Source organism: Pontibacter rufus, from assembly GCF_015694705.1.
Classification (GTDB): Bacteria; Bacteroidota; Bacteroidia; order Cytophagales; family Hymenobacteraceae; genus Pontibacter; species Pontibacter rufus.
Genome location: NZ_JADQDR010000011.1, coordinates 162,665 through 182,657 on the forward strand (window position 1 = coordinate 162,665; position 19,993 = coordinate 182,657).

General features: G+C 50.0%; 15 protein-coding genes, 1 tRNA gene and 1 riboswitch. Of the genes, 7 read left to right on the plus strand and 9 right to left on the minus strand.

What is annotated here, in order from left to right; genetic code table 11:
- Window positions 1-80 precede the first annotated feature (80 nt).
- The 3 genes from I2I11_RS17710 (at window position 81) to I2I11_RS17720 (ending at window position 4,368) form a co-directional block, all read left to right on the plus strand.
- Complete coding sequence (locus tag I2I11_RS17710) at window positions 81-1,526, plus strand: amidohydrolase family protein (protein ID WP_196269071.1); 1,446 nt, start codon at window positions 81-83, stop codon at window positions 1,524-1,526.
- Between the two features lie 382 nt (window positions 1,527-1,908).
- A riboswitch (SAM riboswitch) is annotated at window positions 1,909-2,011 on the plus strand.
- Window positions 2,012-2,341: 330 nt separating this feature from the next.
- Window positions 2,342-3,325: an ATP-grasp domain-containing protein gene (locus I2I11_RS17715; RefSeq protein ID WP_196269072.1), complete on the plus strand. Its 984-nt coding sequence runs from the start codon at window positions 2,342-2,344 to the stop codon at window positions 3,323-3,325.
- Between the two features lie 2 nt (window positions 3,326-3,327).
- Window positions 3,328-4,368 (plus strand): LLM class flavin-dependent oxidoreductase, encoded by a 1,041-nt coding sequence (locus I2I11_RS17720; protein ID WP_196269073.1) that lies wholly within the window; start codon window positions 3,328-3,330, stop codon window positions 4,366-4,368.
- A gap of 288 nt (window positions 4,369-4,656) precedes the next feature.
- Here the strand turns inward: I2I11_RS17720 and I2I11_RS17725 are convergent, their stop codons facing one another.
- The 7 genes from I2I11_RS17725 to I2I11_RS17755 all read right to left on the minus strand — a co-directional run bounded on the left by I2I11_RS17725 (window position 4,657) and on the right by I2I11_RS17755 (window position 15,042).
- Window positions 4,657-7,149: a zinc-dependent metalloprotease gene (locus tag I2I11_RS17725; RefSeq protein ID WP_196269074.1), complete on the minus strand. Its 2,493-nt coding sequence runs from the start codon at window positions 7,147-7,149 to the stop codon at window positions 4,657-4,659.
- A gap of 150 nt (window positions 7,150-7,299) precedes the next feature.
- Window positions 7,300-7,815, minus strand: coding sequence for a DinB family protein (locus I2I11_RS17730; protein ID WP_196269075.1), 516 nt, complete (start codon window positions 7,813-7,815; stop codon window positions 7,300-7,302).
- A gap of 44 nt (window positions 7,816-7,859) precedes the next feature.
- Entirely contained in the window at window positions 7,860-8,804 is a 945-nt protein-coding gene (locus I2I11_RS17735) for an NADP-dependent oxidoreductase (RefSeq protein ID WP_196269076.1), read from the minus strand.
- A gap of 128 nt (window positions 8,805-8,932) precedes the next feature.
- Window positions 8,933-10,852, minus strand: coding sequence for a RecQ family ATP-dependent DNA helicase (locus I2I11_RS17740; protein ID WP_196269077.1), 1,920 nt, complete (start codon window positions 10,850-10,852; stop codon window positions 8,933-8,935).
- A gap of 260 nt (window positions 10,853-11,112) precedes the next feature.
- The gene (locus I2I11_RS17745; protein WP_196269078.1) at window positions 11,113-13,236 is read right to left on the minus strand and encodes a ComEC/Rec2 family competence protein; all 2,124 of its coding nucleotides are present in this window, start codon (window positions 13,234-13,236) and stop codon (window positions 11,113-11,115) included.
- Complete coding sequence (locus tag I2I11_RS17750) at window positions 13,236-13,664, minus strand: GNAT family N-acetyltransferase (protein ID WP_196269079.1); 429 nt, start codon at window positions 13,662-13,664, stop codon at window positions 13,236-13,238. The genes I2I11_RS17745 and I2I11_RS17750 overlap by 1 nt, the downstream gene beginning before the upstream one ends.
- A 343-nt stretch (window positions 13,665-14,007) precedes the next feature.
- On the minus strand, window positions 14,008-15,042 hold the full coding sequence (locus I2I11_RS17755) for a PhoH family protein (protein ID WP_196269080.1): 1,035 nt from the start codon (window positions 15,040-15,042) through the stop codon (window positions 14,008-14,010).
- A 102-nt stretch (window positions 15,043-15,144) separates the two neighbouring features.
- On the opposite strand from I2I11_RS17755, the gene I2I11_RS17760 reads away from it, so the two are divergent.
- The 4 genes from I2I11_RS17760 (at window position 15,145) to I2I11_RS17775 (ending at window position 17,139) form a co-directional block, all read left to right on the plus strand.
- A complete protein-coding gene (locus I2I11_RS17760; RefSeq protein ID WP_196269081.1) occupies window positions 15,145-15,921 on the plus strand; it encodes an SAM hydrolase/SAM-dependent halogenase family protein in 777 nt (258 codons plus the stop codon).
- Window positions 15,922-16,081: 160 nt separating this feature from the next.
- The gene (locus tag I2I11_RS17765) at window positions 16,082-16,372 is read left to right on the plus strand and encodes a putative quinol monooxygenase (protein WP_196269082.1); all 291 of its coding nucleotides are present in this window, start codon (window positions 16,082-16,084) and stop codon (window positions 16,370-16,372) included.
- A gap of 141 nt (window positions 16,373-16,513) precedes the next feature.
- A complete protein-coding gene (gene hscB, locus I2I11_RS17770) occupies window positions 16,514-17,044 on the plus strand; it encodes a Fe-S protein assembly co-chaperone HscB (protein WP_196269083.1) in 531 nt (176 codons plus the stop codon).
- Window positions 17,045-17,055: 11 nt separating this feature from the next.
- A tRNA-Leu gene (locus I2I11_RS17775) sits at window positions 17,056-17,139 on the plus strand.
- Between the two features lie 116 nt (window positions 17,140-17,255).
- Here the strand turns inward: I2I11_RS17775 and I2I11_RS17780 are convergent.
- Window positions 17,256-18,563, minus strand: coding sequence for a PIN-like domain-containing protein (locus I2I11_RS17780; protein WP_196269084.1), 1,308 nt, complete (start codon window positions 18,561-18,563; stop codon window positions 17,256-17,258).
- A gap of 253 nt (window positions 18,564-18,816) precedes the next feature.
- The gene (locus tag I2I11_RS17785; RefSeq protein WP_196269110.1) at window positions 18,817-19,707 is read right to left on the minus strand and encodes a dienelactone hydrolase family protein; all 891 of its coding nucleotides are present in this window, start codon (window positions 19,705-19,707) and stop codon (window positions 18,817-18,819) included.
- Window positions 19,708-19,993 lie beyond the last annotated feature (286 nt).

Here is a 19,993-nt window from a genome sequence, read left to right on the forward strand (position 1 = left end):
AAAAGTATAGCTGCCATACATCCGCATATCTGCCTGATTTCCTTATCTTGCTATACTATTTATCCGAAATATTAAATCTAATGCAACTACAAAAGCCGCCATACCTCCTATTGCTTTTTTTGCTGAGTGCCTGCCTTTGTAGCTGCAATGCGCTCAGGCAAACCCATAGCTATGATTTGCTGCTGACGCACGCCAATGTAGTGGATGTGGAACAGGGCCAGGTGCTGAAAAATAAAACTGTCGTAATCGACAAAGGCACCATCGTGGAGATAGCTGATGGCGGCGAAGCTAAAAAGTATAGAGCTGCCACCACTCTGGAGGCAAAAGGCAAGTACCTGATCCCCGGCCTCTGGGACAACCACGTGCACCTGCGCGGCGGTGAGGCGCTGGAGGCTGAAAACAGAAACCTGCTGCCCCTTTATATCGCCAATGGCATTACGACCGTGCGCGACGCGGGCGGCGATTTATACCCTGCTGTGCGGGAATGGCGCCGGCAGATAGAGGCCGGCAAGCTGGCCGGTCCCCATATTATTTCTGCCGGGCCTAAGCTGGATGGGCCCAAGCCGACCTGGGCCGGCTCTATCGAAGTAGCGACTGTCGCCGAAGTGCCTGCCGCCCTCGACTCACTGCAAAAACTGGGGGTAGACTTTGTGAAGATCTATGATAGCACGATTTCAGGAGATGTTTTCCAGGCGATTGTAAAGGAGGCGGAGGCAAGGGGCATGCTTACAGCAGGACACATGCCGTTTACGGCCAAACTCGGCGAAGCCATCGACAACGGCCTTGATATAACAGAGCATCTATACTACGCTTTCAAAGCGGGATCTCCCCGGGAAGACAGCATCACGAGCGTTATCCGGGCCAGCGCCAAAACCGATAAACCCGTTGGCTTTTACACAGCCCTTCACTGGCTTTACGATACCTACGCCCCGGCTACGGCACAACAGCTCTTCCGGAAAATGGCTGCGCACCACACCGCCGTTACGCCGACTTTATACATCAGCCGCGTGCTCAACCACCTGCAGCAGGACGACCACAGCCACGATGATTACCTGGCTTATATAGGTGATGGCATTATCAAAACCTATGACGGCAGAATCAACAGCGCCAAGCGGCAATCGCCGGAAGCCGTAGCTTTTGCGCGCAATCTGAATGCAAAGTTTCAAGGTATGGTTCCGGCCATGCAGGCCGCAGGCGTAACCATTCTGGCAGGCTCCGATGCCGGCGCTTTCAACTCGTATATATACCCCGGGCCGTCACTGCACAAAGAACTGGAACTGCTGCAGGAGGCCGGCCTTACTCCTGCCCAGTCTTTAAGAACAGCTACCATTAATGGCGCAAACGTGATGGGCAAAGCGGATAAGTATGGCACCGTTGCCACCGGCAAAGCGGCCGATCTGGTGCTGCTGGACAAGAACCCCCTGGAAGACATCCGGAATACACAGGCCATACATGCTGTAATCTTCGACGGCAAAGTATATACTTCCGCAGAACTGAAACAGCTGCTGGAATGGCTGAAAAAATAAGCAGCCTGTTAATCCAGCTTATACCTGATATTATGCCCAGTTTACTTTTGTCCCCCTTTAAAATGGGCAGGGGGATGATTTACTTCTGCGGGCAGGTATTTATACTTCAACATGAAGTATAAATGAGGTGTATTTTTAAGTGTGTAAGTATGAAGACAAGTATAAGCTGTGCAAGTATAGCTCGGGTAGTGATTATCTCCTGCCTCCTTCAAAGGGAGACTTTTTGGAATGCGGCACTTGAAGGCAGCAATAGTAAGCATGCATAAAGTTGGTGAAGACTTTTAATATCAATGTTGCTACATTATTCCTGGTGCAAAACTTGTTTTTGTCAACTTTGGCAGCCAATTTTGCATCTGTAAAGTCAATTACCCTCACAGTAGTTGGTTTATAAAGAAGAAGGGAGAGATCAGGCTCTGTGAACTTCTAGCAACCAGTTAAAAAACCAGGTGCTACATCCTGCCTAAATAGTTTAGGGCCTATAAATTACGAAAATGCAACACACCACTATCTCTTTTTCTGCCGCTCCGGCAGATCGGTTTACCCGGGTTCTCAACGGTAACACTTCATTTTATACTTCTCCGGCACACTGTTGTTTCTGCTAATGCTGCGTTGGTTTCAGGCGGATGGTGCGTAATTTATTCCTTCTGCCAGTTTTTACCCCGTGCAGCTAAGGAACAAACTATCGCCTGTTTGCAACCGTATACCTTGTTCCTTCCTGCTTTAACCTATATAAGGCTAAACCCTCACCATAGTTATTTAACACAACCTGTAGCGCGTTATACTTCCGCTGCTTTTAACATATAAAACAAACATTTATGTCGACATACAACTCCAATAAACCCATAGCTATTTTCCATGAGCACCCGGACTGGTTCCGCCCCTTGTTCAACGAACTGGATGCCCGTGGCATCGCCTACGAGCGCCTGAACGCCGCCGCCCATACCTATGACCCGGCGCAGCAGGAAGTGCCTTACAGCCTCTTTTTTAACCGCATGAGCCCTTCGGCTTACCTGCGCAACAACGAAAACGGCATTTTTTATACTTTAAACCTGCTGGCATACTTAGAATCTACGGGCGTGCCGGTCATAAACGGCTACAAAGCGTTTCAATACGAAACCTCCAAAGCGCTGCAAATAACGTTGCTCGAAAAATTGGGCCTGCCTTACCCGAAAGCCCGCATCATCAACCATGCATCGCAGGCGGTAAAGGCTTCTGAAGGTCTGCGCTTTCCGGTGGTGGTGAAGGCCAATATCGGCGGCAGCGGCGCCGGCATTGTGCGCTACGATTCTGCGGAGGAACTGGAACAAGCAGTAGCTGCTGGCGAAGTAAAGCTCGGCATCGACCACACGGCCCTGGTGCAGGAGTACATTCAGGCCCGCGAGGGGCACATTACGCGCGTAGAAACGCTGGGTGGCAAGTACCTGTACGGCATCAATGTGTATACTTCCGGCGAAAGTTTTAACCTCTGCCCTGCCGACATCTGCCAGACGACCAACGGCAAAGAGCTGGCCCGCAATGCCTGCGCCCTGGATGCCCCGAAGAACGGCATGCGCGTGGAGGCTTATACGCCGCCGCAAGAGGTGATTAATAACATAGAGCGCATTATGCAGGAAGCGGGGATTGATGTAGGCGGCATCGAGTACATGGTAGACGACCGCGACGGCCAGATTTACTACTACGACATCAACGCCCTGTCTAACTTTGTGGCGGATGCCGTGAATGTGATTGGCTTTAACCCGCACGCGCGTCTGGTGGATTTCCTGGAGAAGAAAGCGCAACTTAAACTACAGGAGGTATAGCTATGGAGTTCGGATATTGGTTACCTGTTTTTGGCGGATGGCTCCGCAATGTTCCGGATGAGGGCATGGATACCTCCTGGAATTACATTAAAAAGCTGGCGCAGAAGAGCGAAGACTGGGGCTATAGTCTGTCCCTGATTGCTGAATTATACTTAAACGACATCAAAGGCCAGGAAGCGCCCGCTCTGGATGCCTGGTCTACGGCAGCGGCCCTGGCAGCTGTAACCGAGCAACTGGAGATAATGGTGGCCGTGCGCCCCACGTTCCACAACCCGGCGCTGCTGGCCAAACAAGCCGCCAACATCGACCTCATCAGCAACGGCCGTCTGTCGCTGAATGTGGTGTCGAGCTGGTGGCGCGATGAAGCAACCAAGTATGGCATCCAGTTTGAACAGCACGACGACCGCTACGCCCGCACCAGCGAATGGCTGGACATTGTAACCAGCGTGTGGGAGCGCGACCATGTTACCTACAATGGCAAATACTATAAAGTAGAAGACAACGTGCTGCAGCCCAAGCCCGCCAGAAAGCCCTTTATTTATGCCGGAGGCGAGTCGGAAGCAGCTAAAACCATGATCAGCACCCAGTGTGACGGCTACGTGATGCACGGCGATACCCCGGAGAAAATCGGGGAACGCATAGCCGACATGCGTCGTCGTCGCGAAGCGCTGGGCCTCCCGCCGATGAAGTTCGGCGTGGCCGCTTACAGTATTGTGCGCGACTCGGAAGCAGAAGTAAAAGCCGAATTGGATCGCATCACAAACGTGCAGGCCTCCGCCGCCGGTTATGATAATTACCAGCAATGGCTGGCGGGCACACAGCTGGAACAGCAGGTATCGCTGCAGGATTATTCGGTATCGAACCGTGGCCTGCGCACCGGCCTGGCAGGTACACCTGCCCAGATTCAGGACCGCATTGCCGCATTTGAAGCAGTCGGCGTAGACTTTTTCCTGCTGCAATGCAGTCCGCAGTTAGAGGAGATGGAGCGATTTTCTGATTCTGTGATCAAAGCGTTCTCTGCTGAAAAACAACAAACGGCTTAACAAGCAAACAACTATATATACCTAACTAACCCGACCTGAACCCCGTTGCCCAAAGCTGCGGGGTTCTTTTTTGTGCAAGTAGCAGCGATATAAGTTTTATCGGCAACCTCTTTGGCCTTTAAACCAGTACAAACACTGCTTTATAGGCTAAAGAAGTATAACGCAACACATCCTGACGAAAACCACCTCACCCTAATCATGCCATACATGAAAAACTGCTGCGATGTCAGGCTGTTAGGGGCGGATACCTATAACAGAAAAGCCCTTCTGGTTAGAAGGGCTTTTCTGTTATGCCGGGTTGTGCTTCGGATTCAGAATATTTTCAATCCTCACTATCGCATCATCTATATGATACCTGGTGAGGTCGCTGGAATAATGGCTCCGGGCGCTCTTTAACTGGCTTTGCAGTTTCACCAGCTCTCCGCGCACAATAGAGCGTATGTCAGACTGGCTGAGATCTACGGGTGTTCCGTTACGGCTGCTTCTGGTTTCTGATTTCGGTTCTTCGTTTAGCAGGTAATCCATCCTGTCCAGGTAAGCCTTTTGCAGGTTTCTGCGGAAGATGTCTACCTGCGCGCCGCTATAGATTTCGCTCCAGATACCATGCTGCAGCTGGCGCACCATATCAAGGGCGTTGTAGTCTACATGATTCACTTCATTCTCCATCAGGCGGGTCATTCTGTCTGCCGATAGCAGGTTGTTGAGATGGCGGACCTGCAGGCTGCGGATGTTCTCTACGTAGCTGGCATGGTGAATATTCCTGCTGATTTTTGACTGATGGAGCCAATCAGGTGAAGAAAAGGCGTTCTTCAGCAGCCAATCCAGCGAGGCTGTTTGCTCTTTGGCAGCAACCGGTGTATAAACAAACCCCTCCTGGTTGGGCTTCAGGCGGTTTTCGTTCACACCACCCACATTGGTTACCACATGGCCAATGTAGCGGCTCCATACGCCTAACAGCTCGTCATACAGCTCTTCCAGATCGTCATAGTTGTTGGTTTCGGCAGCCGTCCAGTCATACAGGTTCGGCGCAACACGCTTCAGGTTCTTCATGCCGTAGGTGCTGGCTTTTACGATATCAGCGCCTATACCTTCTGTCTGGCTTCCGGGGTCGTAACCGCCGCTGCCGCTGCCAAACTGGTAAATCGGATTGCCGGACTTGTCGTTTATCCATTTGGAAAGTACCGGCACTTCTGCTTCCGGCGTTTTGGCTTCTGGCAGATAGCGGTAGCCCCAGTTAATGGCATAATGGTCGTAAGGGCCTAACTGGCGGACAAAGCGGATATTCTTATCGCCCGGCTGAGCCACATAGTTATAGCGCGCATAATCCATGATGGTAGCAGCAATACCATACTTTTGCGTAAACCTGCCCGAACGCAGGGAATCGGTTGGGTAGGCGGAGCTGGCCTTCATGTTGTGCGGCAAACCCAGGGCGTGGCCAACTTCGTGCGTAATCACCTCTTTCATCATTTCACCCAAATCATCCATAGGCGTATCCAAGGTGCGGGCACTTGGGTTAGCAGCTCCGGTCTCCAGCAGGTACCGATTTCTGTAGGAGCGCAGGTGGTTGTGGTACCAGATAATGTCACTTTCGATAATCTCACCTGAACGCGGATCAGACACGCTCGGGCCCATGGCGTTGCGGGTAGTGCTGGCTACGTAGCGTATTACAGAGTAGCGCACATCTTCGGGGCTGAAATCAGGGTCTTCCTCCGGCGAAGGTGGATCTTTGGCAATGATGGCGTTCTTAAAACCAGCCGTCTCGAAAGCCTGCTGCCACTGCTCCACGCCGGCTTTAATGTAGGGCCGCAGCTTTTCAGGTGTGGCCGGGTCGAGATAGTATACAATAGGCTTCACCGGCTCTACAAGTTCGCCTCTTTTATAAGCTTCTATATCTTTCGGCACCAGGTTCCAGCGGCGGATGTAAGTCTTCTCGTCGGCCTTCAGCGCTTCAGAACCATAATCGTACTGGCTGATATTGAAGTACCCGACGCGGTAATCGTTGATACGGGGCTGCATCGGCACTTTCGGCAACAATACCATCGACTGGTTCATCATCAGGCTGATAGAACCGGTGGCGGCATTAGAGGGTGGCTCGGCAGCATCATAAGTAAAATCCTGCTTCACCTCTATGTTCAGCGGAAAGCTTTTGGCGCTGTGAATAAAACTCCTGTCATTGTCCAGTTTGCTGACTTTGTATGTTTTTCGCATTTCAGCATCGAGGCCGCTGAACGCTTTCACATCACTCTGCAAAAGTTTAGTAACATCAATCACATAACCTGCTGAATCCTTAGACAGCGCCGCGATATCAAAGGCATAAATCGTAGGCTGATAATTGTTCGCCTTCACAGAAAGGCTGATCGGCAGAGAGTCGGCGGCATAGGCATTATAGGATTTTGTTTTCAGGACGATCTTGTCCTCAAACTTTTGCCACACCACCATTTGCTCGTTTACCGAAGAACCTGCGTTTACATACCCACCGCCAAGTCCGGATGGCAGATCGGCAAAGCGGCTTATCCAAAGGAAGTCGCGCTGCAGCAGGGAGTCCGGTATTTCGTAGTAATATTTATCGTTGACCCTGTGGATGGTGAAAACACCTTTGTCTGACACAGCGTCTTTTGTAATTACCTCATCGTAGCTCCTGATACCACTTTTGGAGGCAGGTTTGGGCTTTTCTGTTTTTGCGGTTTCGCTCTGTGGCTGTGCAGCTTTTGTACTGGAGCAGGAGGTTTGGGTGAGGGCCACAAGCAGGGCCATACTGATGACCTGGTAGATTTTTAGCATTTTGCGGAAATGGTATCAGACTTAAAACAAACGCAGCACACCCGGCTTTAGAGCGGACATGCCCTTAAAGATAAGCCTAAATTCAGGAATTCTCTAACAGGCGCAGGAGCCGGATGTATTTTCCGACCTGAAAGCTGCCCGGCTGCGGGCTTAAGCGCCTTGCAGTACGCGCGCTGTTACTAGCAGTTGCCCCACATGCCGCTGTGTATGCTCCGCGGCATGCACCAGTAACACTAAAACCGTGGAAGGAATCTTCGCCCGCCCGACACCGCGTGGTGCCAGCAGTTGCTGATCATCCGTATGTCGAAGTTGATCCAGGGCTTTGCTCACCTGCCGGTCAAACGCCCGCACCAAATCCTGCACATTCCCCTCCTGCTCCGGCACTTTTCCTTCTGCTCTCAACGCCACAAGCTGCTCCTCCGTGAGTTGTTCGCCACGCGCATAGGTGAACAGCCTGTCCAGTACGCCACGCAAATGTTGTAAGTGAAAGCCAGGCGATGCCACACCGACAGGCTTTTCCCACAGCAGATCATCCGGGAAGCCCTGCATCAGCTTTTCTACTTCCTCGCGTGCCTGCAGCAGCGCATGTGCCACAGGTTGCAATAGTCCGGGTATGCCGGGTATTGGTCCGCGCAGCCATACTTCTTGTTTCTCAGGTGTTGCCATACTTGCTATTTGTTCCGGGTATAGGTAGAGCCGGTTGTCTTCAGCTATCCGACTGTTACCACTACCTTGCCTATGGTTTTCCGAGTTTCTACCTGTTTGTGTGCTTCGGCCATATCCTCAAAACTAAAAACATGCGAGACATGCGACCGGATGATGCCCGCTTCCAGCAGTTCTGCCAGCTTGGTTTCATCCTCGCCACTCGAGTGCACAAGGTAGTTCCTGGCTTCAATGTTCCGCGCCTTCGCTGCTGCCTGCACGGCCTCGGTGGCTCCTCCTAAAATGGATATTATCTTTCCGCCGTCTTTGAGCGTTGCCAGCGATCTGCGCGTATTCTCCTCTCCCAACGAATCAAGCACGATGTCCGCGTCCATTACCACATCTTCTACCTTATACTTATGGTAATCAATCTGCTCATCGGCGCCCATCGTTCTCAGGAAATCATGGTTCTCTTCAGAGGCAGTACCTATTACAGTAGCCTGAAAATACTTGGCAATCTGAACCGCAAAATGGCCTACACCACCTGCTGCGGCATGTATGAGCACCCGCTGCCCTGCCTTTATTCCGGCTTCATGCACCAGCACCTGCCATGCGGTGAGAGCGGCCAGGGTGGCAGCGGCCGCTTCATGGTGCGAAACATTGGCCGGCTTGTGCGCCAGGTGCTTTTCCGGCGCTGCCACGTATTCGGCATAGGCCTTACCGCTCCCCGGAAAATTCACCATGCCGAACACCTCATCTCCTTCTTTAAAATAATTTACCTCCTCGCCCACTGCCACCACTTCACCTAAAATATCCCAGCCCACAATTACCGGCGGGTTTTCTTTCAGGGTATTGTAAAAGGCTTTCCCTTCGCGGGTTTTCGTATCCACGGGATTAATGCTGATAGCCCGTACCTTTACCAGCACTTCGCCTGCCTGAGGGATTGGTTTATCTGTTTCCTGTAGTTGCAGGTTTTCCGGTGCGCCTGGCTCGTTTAAAACTAATGCTTTCATAGTATAAATCTTTCTGATACATCCGTAATCTATACTTATACAAACCTGTACAAACGCAAAAGGTTACCTGTAGCCGTCATCGTATTCCGGCTTGTTTAAGCTATGCTTGTGCCGGCAGCAGGAACGGATCAGGGGTTCTGACTTTCTACGACAAGCCTTCCGCTTTCCTTATACTTCAGCCTGCCCAGATCCAGCAACTCCCGGATCAGTTGCGTGATGGTATCGGCGTGTTTCGGCTCAAACCGCTGCACCAGCTCCTTTGGTAAGTATGGCTTCTGTTGTGCCACTACCAGCAGCTCTTTCCGTAACTTTTCCTGTTGCTCCGTTTCGCGCTCCTTTTTACGCTCGGCCAGACAATAATCGCAGATGCGGCAGCGGGTGTCCGATATCTCGCCGAAGTAGGCCAGCAACAGCTGGGTGCGGCAACGATCAGTTGTTGCTACATAGCGGCCCATCTCTTTCGCCTGATGCTGTGCCTGCTCGCGCAGTGTTTTCAGCCTTTTTATATCCAGGTTCAAGGTGCCGGAATCCTGGCGGGGTGCCGTAAATACCAGTTGGGGCGCATCGTGCTGCGGCTCATACATGAGCACCTGCAGTTTGTGCAGGTAGGCCAGCTTCTGCCGCACTTCTGCTTCCGGCTCCTGTAGCTGCTGCGCCAGCCGGTGCTCCGATATTTTAATAAAATTGGTAAAAACCTCGCCGCCATACATGCGCAAGATCATGCGGATAAGCGCATCGTGTGCGGGGTTGGCCAGCTGGAAATCGTAGAGCGCTGTATTGTCTGTTGTGATGAAAACCCGCGAAGGCGTGTAATACCCTTCATTCAGCTGCAGATATCCTTCCTGCTCCAGGCGCTTGATAGCATGATGCACTTCCAGCGCCTGCAGCTTATAGGTTTTGGAAAATGCTGCCAGGTCAAAGTCAAAGCTGCTCATCAAGCCGCTGCCCACGGCGAGCTGGTAATAATTGGCCAGGCACTGGTATACCCTCCGGATAAATTCTACAGGCGGGTGCGCTTCCGCCACTTTCTGCAACAGCGCAGCGGCATCGTTCGGGGCACACAAAATAACGGCATACGCATACCGCTCATCACGGCCGGCGCGGCCTGCTTCCTGGTAATAGGCTTCCAGGCTTTCAGGCAAATCCAGGTGCACCACCAGCCGCACATCCGGCTTGTCGATGCCCATTCCGAACGCATTGGTGGCTACGATTACACGCACTTTGTCGCTTATCCAGAGCTGCTGCGCCTGGCTGCGTTCTTCAAATTTGAGCCCAGCGTGGTAAGCCGCGGCCGCAATACGGTGCTGTTGCAGCAATTTTGCTATCTCTACGGTTTGCCGGCGACTGCGCACATAAACAATACTTTGGCCCGACATGCGTTGCAGAATCTCGAGCAGGCGGCCGGTTTTGTTTTCGGTATAAAGGCAGGAGTACGACAGGTTGGCGCGGGCAAAGCTTTTCTGAAAAACGTTCGGCTTTGGGAAAAGGAGCTTTTTCTGGATGTCTTGCTTTACTTTTTCAGTAGCGGTGGCGGTAAGGGCGATGACGGGCACGCCGGGCAGCTTTTCACGCAATTCGGCGAGCTGCAGGTAAGGCGGCCTGAAATCGTAGCCCCACTGCGAAATGCAATGCGCCTCATCTACGGCCAGCAGGCTAACCTTCATCCGTTTTACCCGCTCCTGAAACAGGTCCGTGAGCAGCCGCTCCGGCGACAAGTATAAAAACCGAACGTTGCCATACACACAGTTATCCAGGACAATATCTATCTCGCGGCGGTGCATGCCCGAGTAGACCGCCACCGCTGCAATGCCCCGCTTATGCAGCTGCTCTACCTGGTCTTTCATCAGGGCTATCAGCGGTGTAATTACCAGGCAAAGGCCATCCAGCGCCAGGGCAGGCACCTGGAAGCAGATCGATTTTCCGCCCCCGGTAGGCAGCAGCGCCAGCGTGTCCTGCCCGGCCAGCACCGACCGGATAATATCCTCCTGCAACGGCCGGAACTGGTCGTAGCCCCAGTAGGTTTTAAGTATATGGTGGATGTCCGGCAAAGCGTGCTGTTTTACTGCGAAGATAATACGCAGAACCCAGATTCAGGAGCCGGCAGCAAGAAATCACCCGGACAGGTACAAACAAAGCAGCAATAAGAAAAGCACCTGTAACAGATAGATGCTTACCAGGTGCCCCCTTGCTGGTGCGAGCTTGCAGCTCGTACCTTTACATCAGCAGGAATAAGGTACGAGCTACAAGCTCGCACCAGCCTCATAGGCTTCGTCTTCCCTACAAGATGAGGTTTATAGAGGCTTCTTTGTCAGTACTGGCTACCAAGTTCCAGCACGAAGGCGCCGGAATCCGCCACATCATAGTATGCAATGCCGAGTGTGTCGAGTTGCCGGTGCAGGCGCTGCCGGTACCAGAGACTGTTGGAAGCATCCAGAATTACCTTTTCAGAAGTATAACTTTGCAGATCTTCCGACCTTAGGCGAACGTTGTTGCGCAGCAGGATATAATCGAGCGGCAGCCGGGATTTAGGCTGTAGTTTGGGAGGGTGAGAAAGTATAAGCAGCCTTTGGCCCTGCCATACCACCAGCCGGTTGCTATCGGGTAAGGCCGTGATAGCCGGATCAGCAACAGGCGTTCCCTCCAGGCTGACGAACTGCGGTTGCGGCACGCCCAGGTGCCACAGGTGGGGTTGGATGTTATATGTATAGTTACCTTCATCGTGCAGCAAAACTGAATCGGCCAGCATGGTAGCCTGTTGCCCCTGCACCAGCGCAATGCCGGTTGCCCGGCGCACATTGTAAATGGCCAAGGTCTGCTGTTGTTTCTGCTGCAGCACTTCCGCTATCTCCTGCCCTGCCAGTATCGCCACTACCACGGTAGCGAGTGCCAGGTAACGCAGCTTTTTCAGCGACAGGAAAAGTATAACGAGTATGAGCAGCACATACAACAGCACCGTTTGCAAAAGTGAAATATCGATGCCGTTGATGAGCGCCAACGGCAGGTGCGTCAGCCCCGTGTTCAGCTCGTTCATGCACCAAATGACGCCAAAATGAAGCTTAAATAGAAGCGGCCCTATAACCGGAATCCAGACCAGGGCCAGCGCTGTCAGGCCGGTGTACAATGCCAGTGTAGACAGCGGCACCACCACCATGTTAGCCAGCCAGAAGTATACCGGAAACTGGTGGAAGTATAGCAGACCGAGCGGCAGCGTAACCAGTTGCGCTGCCAGCGAAACTGTGAAGAATAGCCATAATTTGTTAAGCAGTTGGTTATCGAATGCCAGCAAGCGGTAGAAGCGTGGCTGAAAGTATACAATGCCCAGCACCGCCAGAAACGATAACTGGAAACCGACATTCAGCAGGAAATAGGGATTGTAGAGCAGCAGGGCAAAGGCTGCAATCGCCAGCGTGTTGTAAATATTTGTGCGCCGCCCAGAAGCCAGCGCCACGGTTACGAGCGTAAACATCACCACAGAACGAAGCACCGAAGGTGACAGGCCCGTCATGAAAGCGTAAAACCAAAGGCCAAGTATAGCCACAATGGCGGCCAGCAGGCGCTGCCGCGGCGTGCGCCTGAAATGAACCAGCACCAGCATCATCACGCCATAAATCAGTCCTACGTGCAACCCCGATACCGAAAGCACATGCATGGTGCCCGTGTTGATGTATGCTGCTTTGATGGCATTGTCCAGTTCGTCGGTTACGCCAAGTATGAGCGCTGAGGAAATAGCATACTCTCTGCGCGCCGGTATCTTTTCCCGAAGGAGTTGTTCCAGTTGCCGCCGCCACCGGATGCTCAGGTATAAAACAGGATTACCCGGTTCGGAGCCTAATTTCACATACTCGTGCGCCTGCAGAAATTGCCGGTAAAAGATATTTCGGTTTGCCAAATAAGCGCCATAATCAAACTGGTTCGGGTTTTGGGCGGCGGGCACAGGTTGCGGCGCACCTTTCACCAGCAGCCTGTCGCCATAGGTGAGTTCATACGGCTGCTCCGAATCATGCGGCACCGACAGTTGTACTTTGCCTGTTGCGGGTTGCCAGATCCCGTTCACCTGTACCTGCTCCAGTTCCAGCACGGTGCGCTGGTAGCCGGGCTTCTGTACCACGTAATCGTCCACCACACCGACATAGTAGGCTAGCGGGTTTTGCAGATGAAGAAGATGATTCGGCGCATGTAATTCGGTGTGCAGGTGCGTTGCCCACAGGCCGCCTGCCACAAAGCACAGCAAGCCTAGTATACCGGCCACATCGGTTACAGAGCCCGATTTATACCTGCGCGCCAGCAGAAAAGCCACCAAGTATGCGGCCACAAAAAAAGCAAGGACTTCAGCGCTGTAACTGAAATCCCTGCCTGAATTAAGGTATAGCAGAATGCCTGCTATAAAACCCAGCGTAATGCGAACGAAGGGGTATGGCGCCCACCGCAGCATCAGCCTATGTAAATCATTTTATAGTGCTGAATAGCACACTCCGTAAACATATCGCCTTCGGTGGCAAAGCCGTGGCGCTTGTAAAAGTTTACGGCAGGAAGCTGCGCGTGCAGGTATATTTTGCTTCCGGCATGCGCTTGCTGCACATCCGCCAGCACCGCCTGCAGTACTTTAGCACCCACATTCTTGTTGCGGTATTCCGGTAGCACGGCAAAGCGCTCCAGCTTAATGCCTTTGTCCGTTACCCGCCAGCGGGCAGCGCCGCAGGGCACACCGCCATAGGTAGCCAGGTAATGGCTAGCTTCCGGCTCATGCGCATCATACTCCGCCTCGCGGGGCACCTGCTGCTCCTGCACAAACACCTTCTCCCTGATAGCAAAAGCAGTGCTTAAATCCTGCTCATCTTCTATTCTTTTCAGCTCAATCATGTGCGTAAAAAGGGACGTTAGTATGTAGACGTTAGACACAAGACTTTTTAATTCAGGTGCAGGTGTAATATCCGTTTCGGCCAGCCTCTTAGTTTGTTATCCTGAAAGGATATTGTTTAAAGAGAGCCCCTACCTCCGCAGGCCGCAAAGGCTTAACCTCCCGGCAACCAAGCTTCTTCCAGAATGACAAAGATGTAGTATGGTTTAAGATAATGTTGTACCCATAACCAGATACTTAGCCGCTGCCAAAGTATAAACTTTGGGCTTTATCATGCCACAAAGTATAAAATTATACTTTGTGACATCCGGTTTATCACACCCAAAGCCGCCCCACATGGCGTCCCTACGAAGTGGCCTGCTCCTTTTTGCTTCGGCCGTTCTGGGAGGCTCCTTCTCCTATGGCTTTCGTCTCCTCACGGGTAGCGTTGCGATCTTCTTCCAGCTTGTTATAGGCGTTGATGATGTCGCGCACCAGCCTGTGGCGCACCACGTCTTCAGAGTTCATTTCCACAAAGCCGATGCCTTTTACGCCGCGAAGTATCTTAATGACCTCCATTAAACCGGAACGCTGGTTGCGGGGCAAGTCTATCTGCGACCAGTCGCCGTTTACCATTACTTTGGCATTGGGGCCCATACGTGTCAGGAACATCTTCATCTGGGCCGGCGTGGTATTCTGCGCCTCATCCAGCAGCACAAAAGCATTGTTCAGCGTGCGGCCACGCATGTAGGCCAGCGGCGCAATTTCAATTATCTTGTTCTCCTGGTAGTACTTCAGCTTCTCCACCGGAATCATATCTTCCAGCGCATCGTAAATCGGGCGCAGGTACGGATCAACTTTTTCCTTCATGTCGCCGGGCAAAAAGCCAAGGCTTTCGCCTGCTTCTACTACCGGCCGCGAGATAATGATTTTCTTGACTTCCTTGTTTTTGAGCGCACGCACCGCCATCGCTACCGACACGTATGTTTTGCCTGTACCGGCCGGGCCGAGTGCAAAGGTCAGGTCGTTTTTCTCAACGGCGTCTATGAGTTTCTGCTGGTTGGGTGTGCGGGCTTTTATCACGCCGCCCTTGCTGCCATACACAATTACATCCGGCGAAGTAACAATAACCTCCTCATCCGTAAAAGAATCGGAAGAAAGGTACCTATTTACACTATTATGCGTAATTTTCCCAAACTTGTGGTAGTGGTCTATCAGAGAAGCGAAAACCTCGTGAATTTTCGTGATTTCGGGTGTCTGGCCCTGGATTTTGATTTCGTTTCCGCGGGATATGATTTTGCTGCTCGGGAAAGCGGCGGCCAGTTGCTTGATATTCTGATTCTCTGTCCCCAGAAAATCAATCAGAGAGATGTTCTCTAAGGTTATTACTTTTTCGACCAAATGCTTATTCCTTAAATTATAGTTAGATGGGATAATTTTCCCCTTAATTTAGCTAAATATTATATATATCATGACAAATCTACTTAAATTATAGTTCGCGATATGGCTGTAATTACGTTTACCTCTGATTTTGGATATGCCGACCAGTATGTGGCCGCGGTGAAAGCCAAAATCCTCTCCCAGGATCTGCAGGCAACTATCGTAGATGTGTCGCATGCCATAGGGCCTTATAACATTGCGCAGGCCGAGTATGTACTGGGTTCTGTTTTCGATGAGTTTCCGGAAGGCACTGTGCACCTGGTGGCGGTGGATACCTACGGCAGCAAGGATGGCAAATTTCATGCGGCCAGGTACAAAGGGCACTATTTCCTGCTGGCCGACAATGGCCTGCTCTCGCTGCTGACCGACGAGGAGCCGGAGATGGTGGTGGAAATCAAGACCGACAACCCGCTGATGCCTTCGCCGGTGAAAGATTTGCTGGCGCCTGCTGCCGTGTTTCTGGCCAAAGGCGGCAACCTGGAAGTGCTGGGCGATCGCACCTATAATTTCCGCCAGCTCCTGAACCGGCAGCTGCGCCTGGGCGACCATTCCATTTCTGGGCACGTGATACACGTGGATCGCTATGGCAACCTGATCACCAACATCACCCGCGACAGCATCGACACCATTGCGCATGGCCGCACCTTTACCATACATTTTGCCCGCGAAACTGTTGGCCGCATCCGGCCAAACTATGCCCAGGTAAACGACGGCGAGAGCTGCTGCATCTACAACAGCCAGGGCCGCCTCTGCATCGGCATCAACAAAGGCCGCGCCGCCGACCTGCTCCACCTCGGCTTCGACTCGCAGGTAGACGTTCGCTTTTACCCGGGCAGTTAATTTTGAATTTTGAATACCTGAATGATTGAATGACGATTTGTAGATTTGGGAATGTGCAGATTTGAAGATGGGAAACCTATTTAATGCTGCTTATGACCCGTGCGGCTATTCTTCATTTGATATTCAGTTATTCAAAATTCAGTTATTCAAAATTAAATTTATGTTAATACGCATTGTCCGGATGACGTTTCGGGAGGACCGCACGGCGGAGTTTCTGGAGATTTTCAGACATTCGAAGGATAAGATACGGGCTTTTGACGGCTGCCACCACGTAGAGTTGCTGCAGGACATTAACCGGCCTAACGTGTATAGCACCTACAGCCTCTGGGAATCGGAAGCGCACCTGAACAACTACCGCGACTCGCCCCTGTTCGGGCAGGTATGGAAAGCCACCAAAGTACTTTTCGCCGACAAACCGCAGGCCTGGTCCAACGTGGTTGTTGCTGTTTAACCTTATACTTTGCAGGTATACCTGAGCGCAGCACCGCACGAGGGCAGCCATACTTAAAACAATCCTGCTGCTTTTGCTGTACCTTTACAAGTATAAAATGCCGTGCAAAGCGGTTTATACCTGTTACCTGACACCTGAACGATGAATTACTTCGAATTTTATACCTTACCGGAAAGTTTCCTGCCCGACGAAAAGGCGCTGAAAGCCAAATATTACGAGCTGAGCCGCGCCTACCATCCTGACTTTCACGCCAACGAGCCACAGGAAAAGCAGCAGGAAATCTTACAGCTCTCTACCCAGAACACCAACGCTTACCGCACCCTCTCCGATGCTGACCTGCGCATGCAGTATATTTTAAAGGAATACGGATTGCTGGAAGAAGGCAAAAACGAGCTGCCGGCCGCGTTCCTGATGGAAATGATGGAGCTGAACGAGGAACTGATGGAACTGGAATTTGATTTTGATGCTGCCAAACTGCACGAGATAGGCGAAAAAAGCGCCGGCGTGATGGCGCAACTCGAAAACGATGTGCTGCCGGTACTGCAACGCTACCCCGAACTGCACGGCATTACCAAAGACGAGGCCCTGCAGCAGGTAAAAACATACTACCTGAAGAAGAAATACCTGTTGCGAATTCAGGAAACATTATCTAAGTTTGCAGCACGTTCCTGACAACGGAACATGCCTTGGTGGCGGAATTGGTAGACGCGTTGGTCTCAAACACCAATGAGGTTACACTCGTGCCGGTTCGACTCCGGCCCAAGGTACAGTTAAAAACAAAAAGCCCTGCAGCTGAAAAGTTGCAGGGCTTTTTTGTTTTGGGGAATTGTTGAGGGGACGGAGTATACTTTGCTTTTAACTCTAATAACGAGTTAAAAAAATCTTAATCGAATATTTCACTTGATTCTGCTAAACTTAAAGCTTTATAAATTTTAGTTGACTGATGATTAGTAGTATGACTGTTTACATCTAATCGCAATATATCCTTTTCAATAATACCTTTATAATACACACTTCCATAATCACTCAGAATAGTGAACTCTATTTGATTATCTACAATTGAGTATTGGCCATTCGTTCTATACCCACTATTAAACCATTTTTGTACATTTGTTAGAGTTCCAGGCTTATTAAGATTCCCCATTAATGAAACATTAATAACTTTACCGTCTTCAAAAAACCTAAGGCAGCTTTGATTACTAGGATTACTAGGATTACCAGAATAATAAATAGCATCATATCTTAAAAGAGAGCTATTAGTTAATTCTTCTATTTCAGCAAGAATACCTTCCTCAATTTTTAATGAATTATATTTTTCTAAATTAGTAATAAACTGTCCTAAAGTATACATCCAAAAATGAGTTTTAGTAGAATCTGTAAATTCTTGAACTAATTCTTCTTTCGGTCGAATAATTCTTGTTTCACCACCTTTCTTTTCTACGTGACACCAATCTTGTTTGACATCATCAGTAATTAGCACAATGGGTTTTGATGTATGTGAAGCATAATCTATAATTTGTTTCCACACAATTAAGTCCCCATATCTTTGGATACCGTCTTTAGAATTGTAATCTTCGAAACCAGGTGCTATTTTATTTCTATACCTAAACTCCCCTTGCGCAGATATTTCCATCATTCTATCAAAGTCATAGGCTTTACCAACTTCAAAGAAGTTATCAATAGCAAGTTTTACGTCATCATTATCTGCAGTATTAGAAATTTCAGCCTTTCTTAGATCTATTTCTTTATTAAAATCTGTATTGAGCAATATAAGCTCCTTACTCAAATCATCAAGAGTAGAGTCAAAAGATTCAAAAATTATATGGTTAACGTATGGATGGGAGAGCTTTTTCTTAGTCTTGTTCTTAATGTTTTCTAACTGATTTTTTACTTTTGATATATTGGAATTCAATTGAGCGAACTCATCTAGAATAGTTCCATATTTTTCTCTAATTGGTTTTTTAAGAGTTTCTTTTCTATTCTTTAAGTATTCAAATTCCACATGATTAGGAATCCATAGTCTACCTTTCAGAAACGGAAATACTTTATCAAAAAGATGTAGTTTTGTTTGTTGTGAATAATAATAGAAATTTAGCAAAGCAGAAGTATCAAAAACAAACACACAATTAGACCAGGTTGATTTTTCAATTTCTTCATCAAAATAGTAATTCCTAATTCTGTTTTCCTTCATACTATATTAATTATGCTAGAATTTACAATTTAATGACTTTATTTCATTATTATAATATAATAATGAAATAAAGATGCATAACATGCTGCTAGATAAACAAAAATCCGGCATTACCCGGTTCTTTCTTTTAGAACTCTTCCTTATCAAATATCGCTGAATAGTCTTTACAACTAGGACAACTGAGTAAGCAATCTGTAAAAGCCAACATTCAAGCAAGCCTGCTGCTCATTTATTAGCAGCTCCTCACCTCTCCTTAGGACTTCAGTTTCTCATTAAAAAAATCGATGGTACGTTTCCAGGCAAGTTCTGCCGCAGCTCTGTCGTAGCGGGGCGTGGTATCGTTATGGAAGCCATGGTTGGCATTGGCATACATGTAAGCGGTGTATGCTTTATGCTGCTCTTTTAAAGCAGCTTCGTAAGCAGGCCAGCCTTCGTTAACGCGTGTATCCAGTGCTGCATAATGCAGCAGGAGCGGCGCCTGTATGTTGGGAACATCTTCTATAGGCGGCTGGCCTCCATAAAACGGAACAGCTGCCGACAAATCCAGAATCCGGACAGCCATCATGTTGGCGATCCACCCGCCAAAGCAAAAGCCTACCACGCCCACTTTGCCATTACAAGCCTTGTAGTCTTTCAGGTAGTGATAAGCCGCTATAAAGTCTTCCAGCATTTCATCCCTGTCCCGCTTACTTTGCAGTTCACGCCCTTCATCGTCGGTACCGGGGTAGCCGCCCAAGGGTGTCAGCGCATCAGGAGCCAGTGAAATAAACCCTGCCAGCGCGGCCCTTCTGGCCACATCTTCAATGTGCGGGTTCAGCCCCCTGTTTTCATGGACAACCACAATGCCGCCGAGCTTCTTTTCCGCATCCGCAGGCATTGTCAGCAAAGCTTTTATCTTTCCGCCACCTTTCGGAGACTGGTAGTAAATGTATTCCGATTTTAAGCGCGGATCATCTGACTTCACCTGGATTTTGCCCTGGTAGTCGGGCATCAGAAAACTCATCAGTGAGGCTACAGTAAGGCCACCCACCGCATAGAGGGATAGCTTTTGCACAAACTCGCGCCTGTTCACCCGGTTGTGGGCATAGTCATCATACAGGTCGAACACTTCCTGTTTGATGTTTTCTCTTTTGATTTCGTCCATGTTAAGCCTGCCGTTTGTTTCTACTCTGAATGTAAGCAATTTTACATCAAACAGGTATTTTTCTGGCAGCTTTTCTTTTATATGATTGGCCTGCCCGTTCTGGCGCAAGCGTCCGCTTGTGCTATGTATGCTAAGGATTGGTATGTTTTTGTTTTGAGGACCACAGGTTCTTTATGAACCTAAAGCCCTGTTGCCAGGTATGGAAAGGTAAAACAAGCCAACCACTCATGAGCAGGAAGTATAAATTCCGGGATCAGGATAAACTACACTTCGTGAGCTTTTCAGT

What these genes read in the sequence shown, in the direction of transcription:
- I2I11_RS17710 (WP_196269071.1), top strand. Translation starts at nt 81, where the DNA reads ATGCAACTACAAAAGCCGCCATACCTCCTATTGCTTTTTTTGCTGAGT.
- I2I11_RS17715 (WP_196269072.1), top strand. Translation starts at nt 2,342, where the DNA reads ATGTCGACATACAACTCCAATAAACCCATAGCTATTTTCCATGAGCAC.
- I2I11_RS17720 (WP_196269073.1), top strand. Translation starts at nt 3,328, where the DNA reads ATGGAGTTCGGATATTGGTTACCTGTTTTTGGCGGATGGCTCCGCAAT.
- I2I11_RS17725 (WP_196269074.1), bottom strand. Translation starts at nt 7,149, where the DNA reads ATGCTAAAAATCTACCAGGTCATCAGTATGGCCCTGCTTGTGGCCCTC.
- I2I11_RS17730 (WP_196269075.1), bottom strand. Translation starts at nt 7,815, where the DNA reads ATGGCAACACCTGAGAAACAAGAAGTATGGCTGCGCGGACCAATACCC.
- I2I11_RS17735 (WP_196269076.1), bottom strand. Translation starts at nt 8,804, where the DNA reads ATGAAAGCATTAGTTTTAAACGAGCCAGGCGCACCGGAAAACCTGCAA.
- I2I11_RS17745 (WP_196269078.1), bottom strand. Translation starts at nt 13,236, where the DNA reads ATGCTGCGGTGGGCGCCATACCCCTTCGTTCGCATTACGCTGGGTTTT.
- I2I11_RS17750 (WP_196269079.1), bottom strand. Translation starts at nt 13,664, where the DNA reads ATGATTGAGCTGAAAAGAATAGAAGATGAGCAGGATTTAAGCACTGCT.
- I2I11_RS17760 (WP_196269081.1), top strand. Translation starts at nt 15,145, where the DNA reads ATGGCTGTAATTACGTTTACCTCTGATTTTGGATATGCCGACCAGTAT.
- I2I11_RS17765 (WP_196269082.1), top strand. Translation starts at nt 16,082, where the DNA reads ATGTTAATACGCATTGTCCGGATGACGTTTCGGGAGGACCGCACGGCG.
- hscB (WP_196269083.1), top strand. Translation starts at nt 16,514, where the DNA reads ATGAATTACTTCGAATTTTATACCTTACCGGAAAGTTTCCTGCCCGAC.
- I2I11_RS17780 (WP_196269084.1), bottom strand. Translation starts at nt 18,563, where the DNA reads ATGAAGGAAAACAGAATTAGGAATTACTATTTTGATGAAGAAATTGAA.
- I2I11_RS17785 (WP_196269110.1), bottom strand. Translation starts at nt 19,707, where the DNA reads ATGGACGAAATCAAAAGAGAAAACATCAAACAGGAAGTGTTCGACCTG.